14 protein-coding genes are annotated in these 19,061 nt (G+C 53.5%); 8 read left to right on the top strand and 6 right to left on the bottom strand.

Features of this window, described 5'->3' with window-relative positions; genetic code table 11:
- Window positions 1–3 precede the first annotated feature (3 nt).
- The 6 genes from NXT01_RS03390 to NXT01_RS03365 all read right to left on the bottom strand — a co-directional run bounded on the left by NXT01_RS03390 (window position 4) and on the right by NXT01_RS03365 (window position 5,752).
- Window positions 4–1,242, bottom strand: a complete 1,239-nt coding sequence (locus tag NXT01_RS03390) for an alpha/beta hydrolase-fold protein (protein WP_259077403.1) — start codon at window positions 1,240–1,242, stop codon at window positions 4–6.
- 63 nt (window positions 1,243–1,305) lie between these two features.
- Window positions 1,306–1,527 carry a phosphopantetheine-binding protein gene (locus NXT01_RS03385; protein ID WP_259077398.1) on the bottom strand — a complete coding sequence of 74 codons (222 nt, stop codon included), beginning with the start codon at window positions 1,525–1,527 and terminating at the stop codon, window positions 1,306–1,308.
- A gap of 11 nt (window positions 1,528–1,538) precedes the next feature.
- Window positions 1,539–3,248: a (2,3-dihydroxybenzoyl)adenylate synthase gene (locus NXT01_RS03380; protein ID WP_259077397.1), complete on the bottom strand. Its 1,710-nt coding sequence runs from the start codon at window positions 3,246–3,248 to the stop codon at window positions 1,539–1,541.
- Window positions 3,245–4,357 carry an isochorismate synthase MenF gene (locus NXT01_RS03375; RefSeq protein WP_259077396.1) on the bottom strand — a complete coding sequence of 371 codons (1,113 nt, stop codon included), beginning with the start codon at window positions 4,355–4,357 and terminating at the stop codon, window positions 3,245–3,247. The genes NXT01_RS03380 and NXT01_RS03375 overlap by 4 nt, the downstream gene beginning before the upstream one ends.
- 1 nt (window position 4,358) lies before the next feature.
- Window positions 4,359–5,000, bottom strand: a complete 642-nt coding sequence (locus NXT01_RS03370; protein ID WP_259077393.1) for an isochorismatase family protein — start codon at window positions 4,998–5,000, stop codon at window positions 4,359–4,361.
- 32 nt (window positions 5,001–5,032) lie between these two features.
- On the bottom strand, window positions 5,033–5,752 hold the full coding sequence (locus NXT01_RS03365; protein ID WP_259077383.1) for an SDR family oxidoreductase: 720 nt from the start codon (window positions 5,750–5,752) through the stop codon (window positions 5,033–5,035).
- A gap of 847 nt (window positions 5,753–6,599) precedes the next feature.
- Between NXT01_RS03365 and NXT01_RS03360 the strand changes: the two genes are divergently transcribed.
- The 8 genes from NXT01_RS03360 (at window position 6,600) to NXT01_RS03325 (ending at window position 18,891) form a co-directional block, all read left to right on the top strand.
- Complete coding sequence (locus tag NXT01_RS03360; protein ID WP_259077381.1) at window positions 6,600–8,852, top strand: YncE family protein; 2,253 nt, start codon at window positions 6,600–6,602, stop codon at window positions 8,850–8,852.
- A 429-nt stretch (window positions 8,853–9,281) separates the two neighbouring features.
- Window positions 9,282–11,564, top strand: coding sequence for a YncE family protein (locus NXT01_RS03355; RefSeq protein ID WP_259077379.1), 2,283 nt, complete (start codon window positions 9,282–9,284; stop codon window positions 11,562–11,564).
- 203 nt (window positions 11,565–11,767) lie between these two features.
- The gene (locus NXT01_RS03350; protein WP_259077377.1) at window positions 11,768–12,772 is read left to right on the top strand and encodes an iron-siderophore ABC transporter substrate-binding protein; all 1,005 of its coding nucleotides are present in this window, start codon (window positions 11,768–11,770) and stop codon (window positions 12,770–12,772) included.
- Between the two features lie 24 nt (window positions 12,773–12,796).
- Window positions 12,797–14,911 (top strand): hypothetical protein, encoded by a 2,115-nt coding sequence (locus tag NXT01_RS03345; RefSeq protein ID WP_259077373.1) that lies wholly within the window; start codon window positions 12,797–12,799, stop codon window positions 14,909–14,911.
- A 52-nt stretch (window positions 14,912–14,963) separates the two neighbouring features.
- Window positions 14,964–15,911: a hypothetical protein gene (locus NXT01_RS03340; protein ID WP_259077370.1), complete on the top strand. Its 948-nt coding sequence runs from the start codon at window positions 14,964–14,966 to the stop codon at window positions 15,909–15,911.
- Between the two features lie 42 nt (window positions 15,912–15,953).
- A complete protein-coding gene (locus NXT01_RS03335) occupies window positions 15,954–16,955 on the top strand; it encodes an iron ABC transporter permease (RefSeq protein ID WP_259077368.1) in 1,002 nt (333 codons plus the stop codon).
- The gene (locus NXT01_RS03330) at window positions 16,952–18,004 is read left to right on the top strand and encodes an iron chelate uptake ABC transporter family permease subunit (protein ID WP_259077357.1); all 1,053 of its coding nucleotides are present in this window, start codon (window positions 16,952–16,954) and stop codon (window positions 18,002–18,004) included. The genes NXT01_RS03335 and NXT01_RS03330 overlap by 4 nt, the downstream gene beginning before the upstream one ends.
- Window positions 18,005–18,063: 59 nt before the next feature.
- Window positions 18,064–18,891: an ABC transporter ATP-binding protein gene (locus tag NXT01_RS03325; protein ID WP_259077354.1), complete on the top strand. Its 828-nt coding sequence runs from the start codon at window positions 18,064–18,066 to the stop codon at window positions 18,889–18,891.
- Window positions 18,892–19,061 lie beyond the last annotated feature (170 nt).

The following is a 19,061-nucleotide window of genomic DNA, read 5'->3' as shown; positions in this document are numbered from 1 at the left end:
TCCTTATCGGGGATAGGTAGTCGAAAAAGCGCGAGGATCGAGGTGGGCGCGTGGGTACTCGCTGAGGGCGGCGCTTAGATCGTCGAAAAGCGTCTCCCGCCACCACGCGAGGTCATGGCCGCCGTCGATAAGAGAAAATGAATGGGGCCAATCTAGGTCATCGAGGGCTGTTATTAATGACATAACATGCGGTAGGAGTTGATCCTCCCGCAGTCCTGTGGAGATATAGAAGTGGGGTAGGCGCTGTGGAATGCTCAGCTCATAGAGTTCGGTGACCAGCCATGGAAGCACCTGGTTATTTAGATCGCGCGGGCTGGCTTCCGGCCCTGGGTGCCACCACAGCGACGGTGACTGCGCAATAACCGCCCCGAAAAGATCAGCACAATTAAGAGCTATATACAGCGCCTGAAAAGCCCCAAGGCTCTGACCTGCAATGAGAGGCTTGGCGCTGCTGAGGCGATGGCCGCGGGTCTTAGCCAATTGCTGGGCCATAAGAGGTAATTGGGAAGCAATATAATGCGAAGTCTCGGGATTTACAGTGAGCATCTGGCGACGCTTATCGGGCGAGGAAAAACCAAGGCCGATAACAGCAACCGGAGGAATCATGCCGTGCGCGATGGCCTGATCGAGCGCCACCTCAAGGTGGAGACGCTGAAACCATATATCGGCGTCGAGCAGAATCAGCAGGGGCAAATCAGCACAAGGGATTGCCGGAAAATAGGAGTAGATACCCTCGGGTGAGCAATCGAAGCGCGCCGGGTGTGGGTGCGTGAGTGCATCCCATATACGGTGTGGGGGAGCCGACCGCCCGCGGATGAGCGAGAGCCCTTTTCTCCCTTCAGAAATGAGATGACCGAATCGGGCGTGGGGGTCGAAGAAGTGAGGATAATTATTGTGCCCTGGAGGGCGATAGTGGCCAGCATTGATGCGGAAGCAATAGGAAGCGCGCACAGTTGGGGGAATTGTCAAGGTGCGGACCCACACGGATGTTCCTGGGACCTGGCGCATCAACCCGTGAGCGTGGCGTGTCTTATCGGTCAGGCGATTAATCCATACATGAACGTCATCTGGTGGAGAGACCCCGTAGGCGGGGTCAAGCTCGCAGAGATCCACAAGGAAAGTCATCTCGATCCCGGTGGGGTGATGTAGTGGGGTTCCCTGGGTGAGAAGCTGGGATAAAAAGTGCGCAGGGTTGTTCATTGTCGCACAGGCATCGATGATCTCTGCATCGCGATAAAACACTGATAACTCCCAGCTTTTTGGCTGCCTAGTAGTGGCAGCACGATGGTTATATGTCCTGTGGTTTTAGGTGCTGAGAATGTCGAGCCACTGACCAAAGGTGGGGGCAGCAATCAGGTCGTTGAATTCCACCTCGTAGCCATCAGCTCGCCATTTCTCTACCAACATAATGAGCCCCATGGAATCAAGACCGAGATCAACCATTAAAGCGTCGGCAGTGATGATCTCAGGGGAAATGCCTAAAACTGTGGCGAGTTCATCTTTTAATTGTGTCTCGGTCAGTTTCATTGGTATGCTCCTTACTCTGATGATGGTGTGGACTCCGAAGTGCTTTGGATATATTTGAGTACTAAAGCGCGTAATTCTTTGCGGCTGGTTTTGCCCACCCCGGTGTGTGGAAATTCCTGGGCGAATTCGAAGAAATCGGGAATTTTATAGCTTGCTACACCACGGTTGCGTAGATACTGCCGTAGTTCTGCAGCACTGAGACCACTAGGCCTACTAGGCCTACTAGGACCACTAGTGCTGAGCTCGGTGTCAGTGGTGAGTACTTCGCGCACGATAAAGGCACAGGTTTTCTCCCCGTGCATGTCATCTGCTACGCCCACGAGGGCGGCGTCGCGGATCAGGGGGTGGGTGATGAGGTGGTTTTCGATGTCCTCGGCGGAGATTTTCTCGCCTCCGCGGTTAATCTGATCTTTGGAACGACCCTCAACGATCAGGTGGCCTGTGGGGAGTTGGCGGACAATATCGCCAGTGATATAGAAGCCGTCTGGGCTAAAGGAATCTGGGTCCGCGCCGTTGAAATAACTATTGATGGTATACGGGCCGCGGGTTAGCAAAATACCGGGTTCACCTGGGGCTACCGGTTGGCCAGAATCATCAATGATCCTGATCTCATCATCAGCGGAGATGGGACGGCCTTGAGTTGTGGTGACCAGCTCAGGTGGATCATCATATCTGGTATAGTTCACCAAACCTTCGGCCATCCCGAAGACCTGTTGCAACTGACACCCGAGCTCTGGGCCGATGCGGCTGGCTGCAGCGCTGGAGAATTTAGCCCCACCTACTTGGAGAATCTCCAGCGAAGAGAGATCGGGTTTGGTGTTGGCATGAACAGCAAGCCATGCGAGTGCCAAGGGAGGTACCAATGAGGTCATGGTAATAGCCTCATGAGCGATAATCTTAAAGGCCGTGGAGGGAGAGGGATCGGTGCAAAAGACGACAGTGCCACCCTTGAGCCAAACCCCTAAGACCCCGGGGGAGCTCATCGTAAAATTATGGGACACCGGCAAAATGACAAGGAAGCGGGTGTGCTCGTCGAGGCTGCATATGAGAGCGGATTCACGCACCGAATAGAGATAGTCGGCGTGGGTCCTAGGGATGAGCTTAGGGGTTCCGGTGGTTCCTCCGGAAACCTGCAAGAAGGCAAGATCTAAGGCATCGACAGCGTGGCGCGGGTAGGTAGCACCACTGAGCCACACGCCGGAGTGAAGGTAGAGGTTGTCGCTGTGGTCCTCATGTGGGCTAGCGATGATAACGGTGAGCGTAGGAAATTCTTCGCGCAAAGAATCCGCGAGTGCCGCGTGATTAAATCCTTGAAATTCGGCGGCGCACACCAGTGCTGTAGCTTTGCTCTGACTAATAAAATGCCGTAATTCGTGGCCACGGTGTGCCGGTAGGGCGAATACTGGCAGTGCCCCGAGGTGGAAGAGGGCGCCAATAGTGACGGCAAATTCGTAGATATTAGGAAGCTGCACGACCACGAAATCGCCGTTGTTTATTCCACTTTCGGCGAAAAAGGCGGCGGTAGCTTCGATATGTGTGTTGAGGTCCAGATAGCTGGAGCGGTGTATGTCTCCTCCACTGTCCTGGGCTACGAGTGCAGTGTGGTGTGGATATTTTTGCGCTTGGTGCGCAAAGAAATCAGCGAAGGTATCGGATGTCCAATATCCCCTACTGAGGTAATACGCGGCGCGCTCTGGTGGGTAGGGGGTATAGGTCATCATATCGAGTCCTTCTCGGAGCTCTGATGAGGCGGTCCTTGGGGCACGGGATGCACCACTTCTGGACCAAGATTGAGAACCGCGCGGATCGGCCCCAACTTCGTGGAGGTTTCTGCCAGTTCCTCCGCAGCTACCGAATCGGCTACAATTCCGCCCCCAGCGTACGCGGTGACATCACGTCCACCAATGAGCGCGCTCCGGATAGCCACCCGCCACTCACCGTTGCCATGGCGGTCCGACCACCCCACCGTGCCAGCATAAAAGCCGCGATCCGGTTCACGCTCTTTGAGTATCTCAAGAGCTCGGTTTTTTGGGTAACCGTTGACTGCTGCCGTGGGGTGTAATAGAGAGGCCAATTCAAGGGCAGTCATATTTTCTTTTAGTTCTCCCTGAATACGGGTCCCCAAATGCCACGTATGCGTGGTGCGAATGAGTGAAGGGTGGCGTGGAATATCCAACGTGCGGCTTAGCGGAGCGAGAATCTCTCGGAGCCCTTCGGTAACATAGGCGTGCTCAATATGATCCTTATGCGAGTTTTTTAATAACTCCGCACGCTGGTTATCGATTGTAGAGTCCTCACTGCGCGGGGCAGTGCCAGCCAAGGGCAAGGAGATGAAACTTTTACCGCGCTTGAGGAGGAGAATTTCTGGGCTGGGTCCTACGAAGTACTCGCCGTTGCCTACTGCGCTGAGATAGCCGTAGCCGGTGCCGGCACTGTGCATATATCGCGCCAGGATGGCCTCGGGGTGCGGTTCGTGAAGGAGGCGGTAACGCTGCGCGCGGGAGAGCACAATCTTGTCAACCTTCCCTGCTTTAATATCACCAATAGCGCGGTTGATTGATTCATAGTGCTGGCTAGGGCTAGGAGAATCTGTCACGGATACGACGGTGAGTGATTCCTGCTCAGTAAGGGTAGGGGTGGTAGAAGAGAACTGAAAACTGTCCGGAGCAAAAAGATAGGGTGTGCGATCAGGGTGGAAGGAAAGAGCTCCTAGAACAATTTCTCCGCCATTATTGAGGTAGTCAATTCCATCGTGCACGGTGGAGAATTTCTGAGCAATCCCGTGGGCGCTGAGGTTTTCTTCTGGTGAAATAAAAATAAAGCTGCGCATATTATTCTCCTCCCGCAGGATCTAATTGTTTGAACACGTGGCGGGTAGGAAGAACAACGCCGCACCGCTTGGCCACCCATAATAGTGCTTGTTCATGCTCGTCGCGGGTGAAGTCAGCTATGGCGTCACTGATAAGGAACGGCTGAATATCTTTCATAAAGGCATCGCCGGCACTGACTTGGCATCCCATATGCCCGTAGACTCCAGTAATGATGAGTTGATCGCGCCCACTGTACGAGAGTGCTCCAGCTAGGCAGGTCCGTTCGAAAGCCGAGTAGCGCCATTTTTCAATCACATGATCTCCTGCTTCTGGCGCCAAGGGGGCGATGATCTCCGCATCATGAGCGGTCTGCATTCCAACTCCCCACACCTCGTTAAGAAGACCCCGCTGGTGGGGGTGTTGCCGAGGGGGTTGCGCCGAATAAAAGACGGGGATGTCAAGGGAACGAGCTCGATCGGCGAGGGCTGCGATATTGGCTATGACGGTGCGGATGGGCTCCTGATCAGGGTGATAGGCGCGGATAAAATAATTTTGCATATCGTGAATCAGCAAGGCCGCTCGATACACATTGAGTTGCCAATCTGCGGCGCGCACAGCTGGCGGTTGGGGCAGACCGTAAGGAGAAATCTGGGGGATAGCCATTAAAGTGTCCAATCGCAAGATACCGGTAGAGCCTAGCTGTCGAGAGTTGCGCCCCCGTCGATACGCAGATCGTGCATCGTGATATGAGCTGATTCAGGGGAGACGAGGAAGAGGCACGCATGGGCAATATCATCAGGTTGGGCGAGTTTCTGCAGCGGAATTCCGAGGCGATACTCACTAGCGGTGCCGGCAATGACGCGCTCGCTTGCATCAACGCCATCTGGCCACATACCGGTGAGCATGGGCGTGAGTGTAGACCCTGGGGAGACGATATTGCAGCGGACATCGTAGCGAGCGCATTCGAGCCCTAAGGTGCGAGTCCAGGCTGTCACGGCTGCCTTTGACGCCCCGTAGCTGGCCATCCCGATGCGTGGAGTCGTTGCGGCATTAGAGGAAACCACAACAATGCTTCCGCGCCGCCGGGCGCACATGGCCTGGGCTATGGGTGAGACTACAGCGATGGTGCCTCCTATATTGACCTCAAAATTCTGGTTGCCAAAGAAGCTATGGTCTTCTTCTAAGCAGCGATCGGGCTGCATGACGCCAGCAACGTGGATGAGTGCATCGATTGGGCCGTGTTGATTTTCGGCGCGGGCAACGACCTGACGTACCCGTGCTTCATCGCGGATATCCACGGTGTCTTGGTCGATGGCGGTGATCGCCCGGTAGCGAGCAGTGGCATGCGCGATGACGGCACGTCCTATTCCTCCGGCTGCTCCGGTGACACAGAGATGTTGTGATGGGGAATGCATAGCTGTGGAGTTCTTTTCGCTGATTAAAGGAATGCTGATTAAGGGGATTAAGGGAATTCAAAAGTACGGTGTGCAAAGAAAATGACAGTGTCAGGCGTCTATTCATCTTTTTGCCGTCGCCGGTGCAGCCGATTTGTGATCAGGTCTACATTCCAGCCGAAGCCTTAAGCTAGAACGTAGTACAACTTTTTGTTAACTAAGCCTAACCAAAATGATGTACCCATTAAAGCACGACGATGCGATCGAGGCTAATTATTTTCCACCTTCTGGCTGAATCATCCGATGATTACTCGATTGCAAGCCGGTGGCCAGGGATAGTCATGGGTATGGACTGCCCATTTAGTGGGTGTGCTGCTTTTTTACCCCCGAGTTTTTGTGAGGTATTCAACTTTTTGAGAATCAATCGGGGCGCGTGAGGTTATCCGGCTTCTGAAAAGCTTTGGCTAACCATATCAATTAGGCGTTTACAAAAAGACTGGTCACCTTTTACGCCATCCAGCGCGAGGTGCCATTATCGCCTCAAGTGCGGATTTGCCCCGTTGAGAGCCCAGTGGGGCCGGCTTAAGCTCATCAAGCGAGAGTACGGTTGAGAAATCAGTCAAAAGGTTGACTTCTGCATCTGGCTCCCCAAGATTTTCTACAGATTTTCTACGTATATGGAGGTGATATCGAGCTTGATATCAGATCTCCCCAAATGCTCAGATACACCCTCTGGTTTCCATAGCCTGCTCACGGTGATGCTGAAAATCTATTCCCCCCAAGTCGAGCTATGTGGCCCCTTAATAGATAACAGATTAGCGGTCTGCACTTGCAGGTATGGATCAAATAAAAAACGGAAAGTGATTATATGAAGAATCTTCTCGCCCCCAAAGCTCACCAGCGCGCTCTCGCTGGACTCATGAGTATAACCGTGGTGGCCTCTGGGCTCGGCGTCGTTGCTACGACTCCCGCATTTGCCACCGAGGTTTGCGCTTCTGTGCAGGCGCCCGGCAATATAGCTCCCGAGGATATGACCCTCACCATTGACAATGCTGATGTCAAAAATTTCCGTTCGGGAGATACCATCCATCTAACCGCCAGCGGGGTCGCCCCTCGCAGCGCTGAAAACCCTTTGGTTATCAAAATTAATAAAGGTGCTAATAATTGGGTTCGCGCCGATCAGGCTCAGGGATCAAACCTCGAAATTTCGGGAACAGAAACGGAATCCCCGAACTTAATAGTTCCGTCCGATCTATTTGCTAATGGCGAATTGGATATCCACGTTGTCCTTCCGCAGGATCTTCCTAATGGCCAAAACTTCCTGACCGTCTTAGGTGGAGGGCAAGGGGGCGAACGACTGTCTTATTCTGTCCCCTTCTTTGTGGATAACACCGCAGCTGACGACGGTTTGTGTGGCACCCTCACCATCCAATCTCCTGAGATTAAAAGTGTAACCGGGTATGCCACGGACTCTCGACGTGCCAAGGCCGGCGAGATCCGCGTTTCCCTCGTCGTCGAGGGGATGATGGCAGGCGCCACACCCACGATGAGCATCGGTACCCAAGCGCTGACACTGCCCGATGATCTCGTGGTTGATCCTGCGGGTGTATTAAAAACTACCGTGACTCTACCCGTGGGCAGTGCTCTTGCAGGAGCGCATATGCTTACTGTGAGCGATGGTACGACCACAAAGGAACTCCGTCTGCTGACCACTGGATATGCCATGATTAGTGAGAATGCCGCTCAAGGCTCCCAAGCTACTGTGCGAGTAGTCAACCTCCCCGACGGCACTGAACTTACGAGTGTCGGCGTGGAGGGGCAGAACTGGTTGAGTGCCCCGGTAAGCGCCGTGGGTGGAATAGCGGAGCAAACTGGAGTGATGGTTCCTGCCGACGCACCATTCCGTGAGAAGGTGCGGGCCACCTACTCCATAGCTGGTCGCGACTACACGGTTGACACCGGTGAGCGGGTCAATGCCCCTCGTGATCTCATAGCCACGGAACTCTATGATTCTCAGTCGATGGAACTAGGGAAGGGCTTATACCAGAGTGCCATCAACGATAAGACTGGCAAGCTATTTGTCACGCGGGCAAATCGCAGAGAGGATTCTTCGATCTACAAGATTGATGCTAAGACCTTCACGATAGAGCAAACTCTTGATATTCAAGATCGTGATTCCACAGGTGAGAGCGTGCGTGGAGCCTTTGGTGTTGGGTTAGATAATGAGCGTGGTCTCGTCTGGGTGAGCAATACACTGCAAGATACCGTCAGTGTCTATCGCCAAAGCGATCTCAGTCTGGTGAAGACGTGGAGCGAGGGGAGTACCGCGCATCCACGCGATGTTGTTATCGATGAGAAAACAGGTTTGGCTTATGTTTCCATGGTTTCTCGTGCCACCGGCGCTGTGCATATCTATGATCTCGAGGCTGATGCTCCCGTAGCCATTGATCTCGGCCCAGATTTTGCCATCACAATGTCACTTGCTCTTAATGCTGACAAGGGCTTGCTGTATACCACTTCGAGGGTCAACCCGAATATTGCCAAGATCGATATCGCCTCGGCGAATAAGCAGGTGACGACAAAGAGCATGGATTCCGATCTAGTGGAATCCGCATCGGGTGTCGCGTTGGATCCGGTACACAATAAGCTTTATATCACCGCGCAGGGAACCGGTAATACCGTGGTATTCGACGCCGATACCATGGACTTCATTACCGAGATTCCTACTGGAGCATCAGCGTTGAATGCCCGCTACAATCCGAGCGATGGTCGCATCTACGTGGCTCACCGCAAGGCAGGTACGGTAGTAGCGATTGATACGGAGACCGATACGGTTGTGGCCCGTCTGGACGCCGGTATGAATACGAACCATATCTCGGTCGGCGCTGACGGCACTGTCTATGCGGTCAATAAGGCAAGCCAAGCTGATCCAGAGGCCAAAGATAGACTCTTCGCCTTCAAGCTAAAGGAGCAACGAGGCGATGACATGTCGAGTTCTGGTCCGCTGCCAATGTGGGCCACAGTTCTGATCTCCATCACAAGTATCCTGGGTATCTTTGGATTGATCATAGGCGGCCTGCGCAATCTAGCGATGCAGTTCGGTATTCGGTTGCCATTCTGAGGCTGCTAGCTCTTGTCATCATCTAGTTCGCTGACTGGGTACGGGGGTAGATCCCGCCCCCGTACCGGCATGGACATATAAACAAGTCCAAATTATATGACGTATCTAACATTTGGGAGCTGTTTGAGCTCTCATGCCACATTCCACTAAGGGTGACCTCATTAATTAGAGGTTTAGCTAAGGGTAGATTTACCTCCCATGTGATACCCGTATCTGAATCTACCCATAGAAGCTGGCTTGAAGTGGGAAAAAGCGTTGATTTGAGCTGTGGCTTACCTTAGGATTTGCAACGAAGGACCGGTTATATCAATCGAAAGATTGAATATAAGTTACAACTTATCGGTGACTACCGTGGGATCGCTATTTTCTTGAACCTATATAAGTCGCCTGACAAATTTTGGTATCTACAAACAAAGGAATTTTTCTTCAATGAATAAAACTTCAATGAATAAAATAAGAATAAGTGGCACCCAACGCGCTCTGGCAGGACTCATGAGTGCCGCTCTCCTCGGCTCCGGTCTCGGAGTCGTCTCAAGCACCCCTGCCTTCGCTAACGATGCTGAGTGCGCTAGCGTCCAACCGCGCGCTTCTCGCGGCATCATAGGAACCGATCTGAAAATTGTCGGCGCTGATACGAAAAACTTCCGCGCAGGCGATATTGTCCGTATCACCGCAACGGACGTTGTCCCTCGCCCTGGTGGATTCCTAGTGCTGAAAATCGACAGCAATGATAAACAGTGGGACCTTGCTGCGCAATCACAAGCTTCCGGACTTCAAGGCTTTCAAGGGCGCTCCGATACTTTAGAAATACCCGCTGATATGTTCGCCGATGGCAACCTCGATGTTTCCGTCGTCCTACCTGGGAACCTGGAAAATGGCCAGCATGTCATTTCGGTCCTCGGAGGCACCGATGGTGGTACCGCTATTTCTGCTCACCTCACCTTCGATGTCAATAACACCGGCGTAGATGATGGCATTTGCATGACAAAGGTCATTGAAGCCCCCACATCTTCTCCCGAAATCACTTCAGTTCGAGGTAACGCCGCCGACAACCGCCATGGACCAGCTGGCCTGCTCCGCATCAAGATGGAAGTACCCGGTTTCACCGCCGGTGAAGAAGCAACTGTCACCATAGGCGAAGATGCTTTCTCACTCGGCACCTTCACCGTGGGCGATGATGGAGTTCTCAAAGCTAGCCTGCGTATGACGGAACCTAAGGCGCTAGCTGGCGTTCACAAAATCGTCGTCACCGCTGGCAGCATGAGCAAAGAACTCACACTTGTCACTACTGCATATGCTGAAGTTAGCGACGGAGCGCCGCAGGGCGCACCTGTGACTGTCAGCGTGGCCAACCTGCCACTTGGAGCTGAGGTCGTACGCGTGGGCACCGATGGTGCTAACTGGTTGAGTGCTCCTGTTAGCGCTGATGATCGCGGCCAAGTGGCGATAGACAATGTGATGGTCCCCGCCGATGCCCCATTCGGGGAGCCAGTAACTGTTACCTACAGCTCGTCTGGAATCGAAACCACTATTTCGGCTGGCACTAATATCAATGCCCCTAGTGCGGCTCTCAATGTTAGTGACTACGAACAGCAGTCAGTAATGCTCCCCACTGGTCTCTACCAGTCAGTCTATGATTCTCGTACCGATACAGTGATCGTTAATGGATCTAACCGCACTGATGACTCCGTCTTCTACCGCCTGGATGCTCAGGATCTCAGCAAGAAGGACGAAGTCGAAATTGCTCACCGCGATGACGAAAATGGTATCTTCGCTGCTTTTGGTATCGCCCTCGATACCGAAAATAACCTGCTGTGGGCTGCAAACTCCCGCCAGGATGCCATTGCCGCCTATGACGGAACAACACTGGAACTTAAAAAGCAATGGCCTGTAGGTACCGCACAGCATCCCCGCGATGCCATTGTGGATGAAACTACCGGCAAGGTGTACTTCTCCCTGGCAGATCGAGACCACGGCAAAGTCTTGGTCGCTGATCCAAACCTCGAGCTAGATCCAGTAGAGATTTCCTTGACCGAGGATTTCAAACTCGCGATGGATCTCGAACTCGATTCGGCTAAGGGTTATCTCTATACCGTTGCCCGAAACTCCAACCATGTGGCAAAGATCAACGTGAAAACTAACGGCGTTGAGCTCTTCACGGTTGACGGTTTAATTGGCGGAACCGGAGTGGCTCTCGATCCAGAACGCAACGAGCTATATATTTCATCCCAGAAAACCGGTGAGACTACGATTCTCGATGCGGACACCGGAAATAAGAAGCAGACTATCCGTACTGGTGCGACCGGACTTGGTGTCGCTTATAACCCTGTGGACAAGCGCGTTTATGTGGCCAACCGTGGTGATGGCAACCTCATTGCTATTGATCCCGCAACCAAGGATATCGTTGCAAAGATTCCAGTTGGGCCTTTAGCTAACCATGTGAATGTCGGCCCCGACGGTACCGTCTATGTGACAAATAAGGCCCGCGCGGGTGTCGGCGACGATCGGCAGGACGGCTTCTACGCTTTAAAGCTCAAGGAGCAAACCCCACCGCAATCCCCCAGCGGAAACGATGGGACCTCTAGCGAAAGCGGTCTGCCTGAGTGGGCGACTATCGTGCTCTCAATCGTCGGATCGCTAGGAATACTCGCCGTGATCCTCGGTGGTTTACGCACCCTTGCGATGCAGTTAGGCATCCGCCTGCCTTTCTAAAACACCAAGCGATCGTAAATTCCTACCTAGGTTTTCCTTCTCATCAAAGGAAGACCTAGGTACGGGATTACTGATCCACTAGGGGAATGGGGTTGCGGCCCTATTCCCCTCGTGCTGTCTTCTTCTCCAGCAGATAAAGACCTACGCCTACATGATGACCGCATCATGTGTACCCTCTCAACCTGCTTATGAAAAAGGAATCCATGAACGCCTTGCCATCCATGCTTCGTCCCCACCTCTTAGCGGGGCTCGCAGCCCTTCTGATCCCAGGATTAGTAGCGTGCTCATCTCAAGACGTGCCGCAGGATACGCAATCCTCCAATCGCACTATCACCGATATCGATGGTCAAAACGTTGTCGTACCGCTTTCCCCTCAGCGCGTGGTAGCACTATCTGAACCTACTTTAGATAACCTCCTCGCCCTGGGTATCACCCCGGTCGGGGCGGTGGCAGGCCGCGGGCAAGCAACCTTGCCCAACTATCTTATTGAGATAGCAGGTGACGTACCGCTGTTGGGAAATGTTGCCCAACCCAACTTCGAAGCCATTGCCACGGCTCAACCCGATATTATTTTCGTCGACGGCACCAGCATTAATAACAATCCGCCTGTGATTGCAGCCCTCAACAAAATCGCCCCAGTGGTTTATACCGGTTGGGCGGGGGGTGATTGGCGCGATAATCTCCGCATCACTGCAGACGCCATGAACCTCAGCGATGAAGGCGAGAAATTGATCACAGCCTACGATAAAAAAACTGAAAAAGTATCTAAGGAACTCGACGCCTACGCGGATTCCACCTTTAGCGTTGTGCGCTGGCAGGGCAATAGCGCCTCCATGATCTTAAAGGAACTCCCTGCTGGTCGAGCCCTCGAGGACGTTGGACTGCGACGCCCACCCAATCAAGATCGCGAAGGGCGTGGTCACTCCGACCCCGTTTCCTTGGAGAATCTCCATGATATTGACGCAGACTATATATTCTTTGGCACCCTCGGAGGCTCTGCCGTTAACAACCCCCAAGCAGGCGGTAGCGCTGGGGTAGAAGAGGCCGTAAAAGCCATTACAGCAGCTAAAGATATTCCGGGTTTTAGTGCCCTCGAGGCTTTTCAGCAAGACCATATCATCCCAGTGGATGGCTCCGTATGGACATCCGCAGGCGGCCCGATCCTGATGAATCGCCTGATCGACGATATCGTAGAAAAACTCGTCTAAGAGAGTAGAAATGTCATGACCATAATGACTCACACTTCCATCTACCGCAGCGCAGCACTGAGGCTTAGCGTAGGGCTTAGCATGGGGCTTATTGCTCTCATCGCGCCAGCACAATGGGCCTATGCCAATGAAGAATCAACCACGGCTACGCCAGTAAGTGATGCCGAGGCCGAGAGCGAGTACATCGATATTGACGTCGATGATGCTCAGCTCAGCGTACAAAGAGATGCCACATCTGGCGACAAACTACGCATCAAGGGTTCAGGGTGGACCAACCAAGCAGGGACCGGTTCCACTATTACGGTGAAATTGAATTATCTGAAAGACGGAGTAGTTGCCCAGTACCAGCGCGGTGGCCCAGATACCGGCAATCCGGACCCAGACGATGTCTTCTCCCACCCCAAAAGTGGTGTCAAAGATCGAACGATCTTCTGGCAATTCGTAGCCGACCCGGATGGTTCTTTTGATGTCACCCAAACTCTTCCCCTCAATCTCAGCCCGGGTCAGATGCTCACGATTAACTTCGCTTCTGGTCTCGTCGAGGGAGATACTTCCCGAACCGTGGTCACCCCGTCGCTTCGGGTTGAGGGGCAGCAGTGGATTGCACCACCATCTGATAAGCCCACCTGCCAGTCACCTGTCGCCTCTCCGGAGGCTATAGTCTCGGAATTTCCCGACGAGAATAATACGCTTCTGGTCGAAGGGCGCGGTTTTTGCAATACATTGCCCAACGGCGGCGGAGCTCGTGTTGTTATCAAATTTAACTTCGGTGGCATCAAACACTTCGAAGAATTTGCGGTGCACCCCAACCTCACTGTATGGGATATCGTTGTCACAAATGACGCAGACGGCAGCTTCTCACACCGCGTGCGGCTGCCTGAAGACACCCGCGGGCAGTGGGGAACCCCCACTCCGCTCAGCGAGGGGGAACACACCCTCAACGTATTATCAGGTTCTCTCCAAAGTGGCGATATATCTCGGTCCATTCCGCTGACTTTTATCAACGGTGAGTACAGCCCCAACGGAGTCCCTGATCCTATTGATTACAAGGCCGATCTGATACCCGCTAATCGCGCCGGGGTGTCTATTCGCCCCTTCGATACCGACCTCATTATCGAGGTACCTGAGGGACAGCCTGGGGATTGGGTGTATATTTCCACCTACCTCCCCGATGGTTCCCCCAGAATTCCGTGGAAAGATCAGTGGTTTAGACTCAGCGATACCAGGAGTGTACTGCTGCCTAATAACGAGGACATTCCCGAGGGACCGTTGAAATTTGTGGTACAAAATGGCAATCGTGGTCAGCGCGGTGAGCTTATTGGCTGGGTTGGCTATGAGTTCAAAGCGATCAGCTCCACGACAACAACCACCGCCCCAACCAGTGCTTATGGAGTTATCGCTAGGGAGTTAGGACTTCTCAATAACAGCCTGACCACCTTGGAAAAAACCATCGACACTCAATTCCTTGCCCCCAATGAACAAGATAATAATAAGGATCAAGCCACACAGGGTGATACGGCTGGTGCAGATGAAACTGAGCAGGAGATCATTACTCGCCGAATCGTGCGTCGCCGTAGCTTAGTGGCCCCCACAACGGCAACGAACAGGGTACAAGGTCCGAGCTACGACAGCCGCCCAATATCACCAGTAGATCCACCTGTAACAAGCATCGGTGAATTGAATTTCTCGAATGCCGGCAATGTCACCGGCACTGTTGAGGGGGAGCAACTAGCCATCAAGGTTCCAGATTTATGGACGGGGCAGTGGGCGAATCTCTATGTCTACCCCGATCTTCCAGGCCAAGAACCTATCGACGCCGGCTGGGTACAGGTAGATCAGTCAGGAACTGTCTATCTGGATACCAGCGGGTTGCCCGATGGTGACTATGCCATCAGCCTCAGCGATCGCGGCGGGAATCTGGTTGGATGGCTCGATCTCGGGCTTGGTTCTTCTGCAAGTCTTGAAGCTCAGCAACAAGACCTAGCTCCTCAGAATGCGCAAGCAGATACCATTCGTCCAGTCATTAAAGCTAACGGGCTCATGGGCCCCACCGACTGGGTGTTAATCCTCGCCTCGCTCATCGTCACTGCTTTGACTGCAGCAGGAGTTTCATTGACTGCGGGCAGAAAACATGCCTAACCATCGCAATTCACCTATCAACTTGGAGCCGAAAAGGACGTGTACATATCTTATGAATTCAATCTTCCCTGTTGTACCCCACTGTGTCACCTCATCTCGTATCCGCCTAGTGCGCTGGGGCGTAAGTGTGCTTGCTGTTACAGGCGGTATCGTATCCGTGGCCCTGCCTACTGCTCTTGCGATCCCGCCAGGAGGTGCAGGACCTGATACGCCAGGGACATCCTCCTCGGTTTCCCCCTCTGTGGTGGAACAGTGCGGGACGCTGAGCTACCAAGTCAACGGGTACCCCGCAGGTGAAGTGGTCAATATCAAGATCGATGACGGGCGTGGCTTCGGCGGTGATGCGAGCGTCCAAGGTCAAGGTGTGATCGCACGACAAAAGATCGATAGTAGCGGTACCGCCTCAGGCTCCATCTCGGTGCCATGTGATCTGCCCCCCGGAGAGCACTACCTACGCTATCTAGCCACCGAAGGAACGAAAAACCTAGGTTATACCAGCGTGGGCAATTCCTACTTCACAGTCACCGCCACCGTAGAGACACCCGCTACTAATCAAAATACTCAGTCCACCCCCACCCAAAGCGCCCGGGGGCGCGTGGGGCAATCAAGAAATTCAGATCGCGCATCCGCCCAACCAGGTGGACGTAATCGCCAAGCTGCGCAGCCTCGAGAAGAAGTAGTCTATGTCGACGAGTACGTCGATGCCCCCGCTCAAGCGGCTTCGCCTAATCAAGCTGCCCAGGCCCCACAGAACCTGGATAATTCCGCTGCGCGCCCTGAGTTTTCGGGAGATACTCATGCCGCCGGCTCCGCAGCCTCAGCACCTGCCAACACTGGAATCTTCGATAAGAAAAAGCAGCAGCAACAAAATGTGGCACAAGCTGCAGCGAATGGCAGCTCTCCATCGGCCCCATATGTGGGATTCTTTGTTGGCCTGGCGATCCTCCTTGTTGGCATGACTGCAATTAATGCGTGGCTCGTGGTTCAAAGGCGTCAATAAATATGCGATCTCGTTCCCCTCTATGGCTATATGGCGATATCTATGACGAGGCATAGGCGGCGACTGAGTTTTCTGCTCCTCGTTGCTGCGCTAGTCCTCATGGTTTTTGCTTCCTTAGCGCTGGGTTCCAATCCTCTGAGCTTAAGTGCAGTCATCGAGGCGCTATCAGGGCGCGGAGATACCATCAGTCGTACCGTTGTGATCGATCAACGAATTCCGCGCACTCTCGTGGTGATGCTCGTGGGTGCAGCACTCGGTGTGGCCGGAGCACTCATGCAAGCCTTAACCCGCAATCCGCTCGCTGATCCAGGCATCTTGGGCATCAATGCCGGTGCCTCCCTGGCCGTGGTCACCGGGGTAGCATTTTTGGGTATTCAAGGGATTGGCAGCTATATCTGGCTTTCACTCATCGGTGCGGTACTAGCCAGTATCGGTGTCTACGTTCTCGGTGGGGTAGGGCGCGCCTCAGTCAGCCCCGCCCGGTTGACACTAGCTGGTGTGGCCATATCGATGGCTATTTCTGCCTTTGTTCAAATGATCTTATTGAGCAACCAGAATGCCTTTAATGAATTTCGGTTCTGGGCAGCGGGATCCGTTGAAGGGCGGGGGGTGGATGTGCTGCTCACAATCAGCTGGATGATCGTTCTCGGCCTATTCCTTGCTTTGCTCGTCGCACCGTCGCTGAACGCTCTCAGCCTCGGGGAAGAAACTGGTAAAGCTCTCGGTGTAAAGGTGGGGCTTACTCGAACTCTCGTCGTGATCTCTGTGACCTTCCTATGTGGAGCCGCAACAGCCGCGGTCGGCCCCATTATGTTTGTTGGCCTCGCAGTTCCATATATGGCACGCGCTATCTGTGGGGCGGATCAACGTCTTGTGATCCCAACCTGCGTCGTGGCGGCACCAGTATTCTTACTCTTTGCCGATATCGCAGCGCGTCTGGTCGTGGCCCCCTTGGAGATCCAAACTGGAATTATGTCCGCACTCGTCGGTGGCCCAGTATTCCTTTATATTGTACGGGGCAAGAATCTGGAGACATTCTCATGAGTACGCCAGCGATAGCACCAACTCGATCCGATGCCCGGTTTTATACCCTTAAGGGAATTCGGTTAGAGAAACGATCCGTAATTGTCGGCACCATCTTTGCTGCGGTGATTGCCACCGCTATGATAGGCGCGCTGAGCTTGGGGGAATACCCCATGAGTTATAGTGAAACGGTCGCTAACCTCGTGGGCATGAGCGAGGATCCGTTGGGGCAATTCTTCGTCCGCGATCAACGTTTGCCACGTGTGATTGCCGCCACTTTAGTGGGTGCAGGTCTGGGAGTGTCGGGATGTATTTTCCAGCAGCTCTCTGGCAACCCCCTAGGTAGTCCCGATATCATCGGCTTTACTGTGGGCTCCGCTACCGGTGCGGTTTTGATGATCACTCTCTTTGCGGCCTCCCCGGCCGCGATTGCCGTAGGAGCCGCGATGGGTGGAGTTGCCACCGCAAGCATTGTGTATCTGCTTGCTAGGCAGCATAAAAAACTCTCTGCCATTCGGCTGGTCCTTGTTGGTATTGGTATGGCCTCGATTCTGCAAGCCCTCAATGGACTTATGATCGTTAAGGCCTCCCTGAGCGCTGCTCAAACTGCTGCGCAGTGGTTGGCGGGTTCGTTTAACGCCACAACCTGGTCCGATGTGAGCGTTGCTGCGCTAGCTATGGGTACCTTGATTCCCATAGCATTTTTCTTAAGCCGGCCCTTGAGCATCATCATCAGTGGAGATGAACTAGCAACAGGGCTAGGTGTGCGGGTGGAAGTGCGACGCAATCAACTAATTGCGGTGGGTGTCCTTTTAACCGCGCTTGCTGTTGCGGTGGCTGGCCCCATTTCCTTTGTCGCCCTCGCGGCCCCGCAGATCTCTCGGCGCATGAGTCGCAGTTCTGGGGTGGGCATGGGTAATGCTGCACTCATGGGCGCTGTCCTCGTGATGGTCTCCGATTTGTTGGCCCAGCGGCTCTTTGCCCCCACCCAATTACCCGTGGGAGTCGTCACAGGACTATTGGGTGGGGTCTATCTTATCTGGCTGTTGGTGCAACAATGGCGCACCTAGACAGACGGCACGATGACAAAAGAATTATCCATGAGAGTGGCGATCTATATAAAGAGGCAATGAGCGTGAATTATCAACAGCAAATCTTCGAGGAAGGGCAACCGAGCGCAAAGGATAGCGCCCTCCAAGTGCTTGAGCTATCCGTTGGTTACGGATCTCATTCCATTATTTCTCATCTCACTTTAACTATTCCCCGTGGTGAACTGACCGTTATCGTTGGCCCCAATGCATGCGGTAAGTCCACCCTGTTGCGCTCGCTGGTGCGCGTCATCCCCTCCCAAGGATCCATCCTTCTAGAAGGAGCAGATATTTATTCCTTGGGGGCTAAAGAGGTGGCCAGGAAGATGGGTCTTCTGCCGCAGAGCCCAGTGGCCCCCGATGGGATCGTGGTGGCCGATCTGATTGCACGTGGACGTTATCCGCACCAAGATATCCTAGGTCGCTGGACCAAAGCTGACGAAAAAGCGGTAGAAAGTGCGATGCGCCGTGCCCACGTTCTCGATTTACGCGAGAAGCGTATCGACGAACTCTCTGGTGGTCAGCGCCAGCGAGTCTGGCTTGCTTTAGTGCTCGCCCAGGACACTCCCATAGTGCTCCTTGACGAACCCACCACCTATCTGGATATCACCCACCAGGTGGAAGTGCTCAACCTCGCTCGCGATTTGCAGCGCCACGGTGTGACGGTAGTCATGGTCCTCCATGAACTAACCTTGGCTTTTCGCTATGCCACACATTTAATTGTGATGAAAGACGGAGCAATTCAAGCCACTGGACCCGTTGAAGACGTGGTGACCGAAGAGCTCATTAAGCGCGTATATGAACTGGACTGCAGGTTGGTGAAAGATCCCGAGAGTGGGCGCCCAATCGTGGTTCCTCGCCTCACATAGGAGCTAGCAAGCAAGGGGCACCCCAGATGGCGTGCAAGGAGCAGCATCACTGGCACTTTAAGATCTCGCACATTAAGGCCCGCTCATTTTATGGTCGATTATCGTAGGTCGAAATCGGATATAAAGCGTATGTAATATGGAATTCAAGTTTAACTGCAGTCTCAGTAATA

Origin of the sequence: Corynebacterium sp. ES2775-CONJ, from assembly GCF_024814515.1 — a bacterium.
In the GTDB taxonomy this organism is placed as follows: domain Bacteria; phylum Actinomycetota; class Actinomycetes; order Mycobacteriales; family Mycobacteriaceae; genus Corynebacterium.
This window is presented reverse-complemented; position numbering and strand designations above follow the sequence as displayed.

Bases quoted from the DNA above. Each gene is read 5' to 3' on its own strand.
- NXT01_RS03385 (WP_259077398.1), bottom strand. From the start codon at position 1,527: ATGAAACTGACCGAGACACAATTAAAAGATGAACTCGCCACAGTTTTA.
- NXT01_RS03380 (WP_259077397.1), bottom strand. From the start codon at position 3,248: ATGATGACCTATACCCCCTACCCACCAGAGCGCGCCGCGTATTACCTC.
- NXT01_RS03375 (WP_259077396.1), bottom strand. From the start codon at position 4,357: ATGCGCAGCTTTATTTTTATTTCACCAGAAGAAAACCTCAGCGCCCAC.
- NXT01_RS03370 (WP_259077393.1), bottom strand. From the start codon at position 5,000: ATGGCTATCCCCCAGATTTCTCCTTACGGTCTGCCCCAACCGCCAGCT.
- NXT01_RS03365 (WP_259077383.1), bottom strand. From the start codon at position 5,752: ATGCATTCCCCATCACAACATCTCTGTGTCACCGGAGCAGCCGGAGGA.
- NXT01_RS03360 (WP_259077381.1), top strand. From the start codon at position 6,600: ATGAAGAATCTTCTCGCCCCCAAAGCTCACCAGCGCGCTCTCGCTGGA.
- NXT01_RS03355 (WP_259077379.1), top strand. From the start codon at position 9,282: ATGAATAAAACTTCAATGAATAAAATAAGAATAAGTGGCACCCAACGC.
- NXT01_RS03350 (WP_259077377.1), top strand. From the start codon at position 11,768: ATGAACGCCTTGCCATCCATGCTTCGTCCCCACCTCTTAGCGGGGCTC.
- NXT01_RS03345 (WP_259077373.1), top strand. From the start codon at position 12,797: ATGACTCACACTTCCATCTACCGCAGCGCAGCACTGAGGCTTAGCGTA.
- NXT01_RS03340 (WP_259077370.1), top strand. From the start codon at position 14,964: ATGAATTCAATCTTCCCTGTTGTACCCCACTGTGTCACCTCATCTCGT.
- NXT01_RS03335 (WP_259077368.1), top strand. From the start codon at position 15,954: ATGACGAGGCATAGGCGGCGACTGAGTTTTCTGCTCCTCGTTGCTGCG.
- NXT01_RS03330 (WP_259077357.1), top strand. From the start codon at position 16,952: ATGAGTACGCCAGCGATAGCACCAACTCGATCCGATGCCCGGTTTTAT.
- NXT01_RS03325 (WP_259077354.1), top strand. From the start codon at position 18,064: ATGAGCGTGAATTATCAACAGCAAATCTTCGAGGAAGGGCAACCGAGC.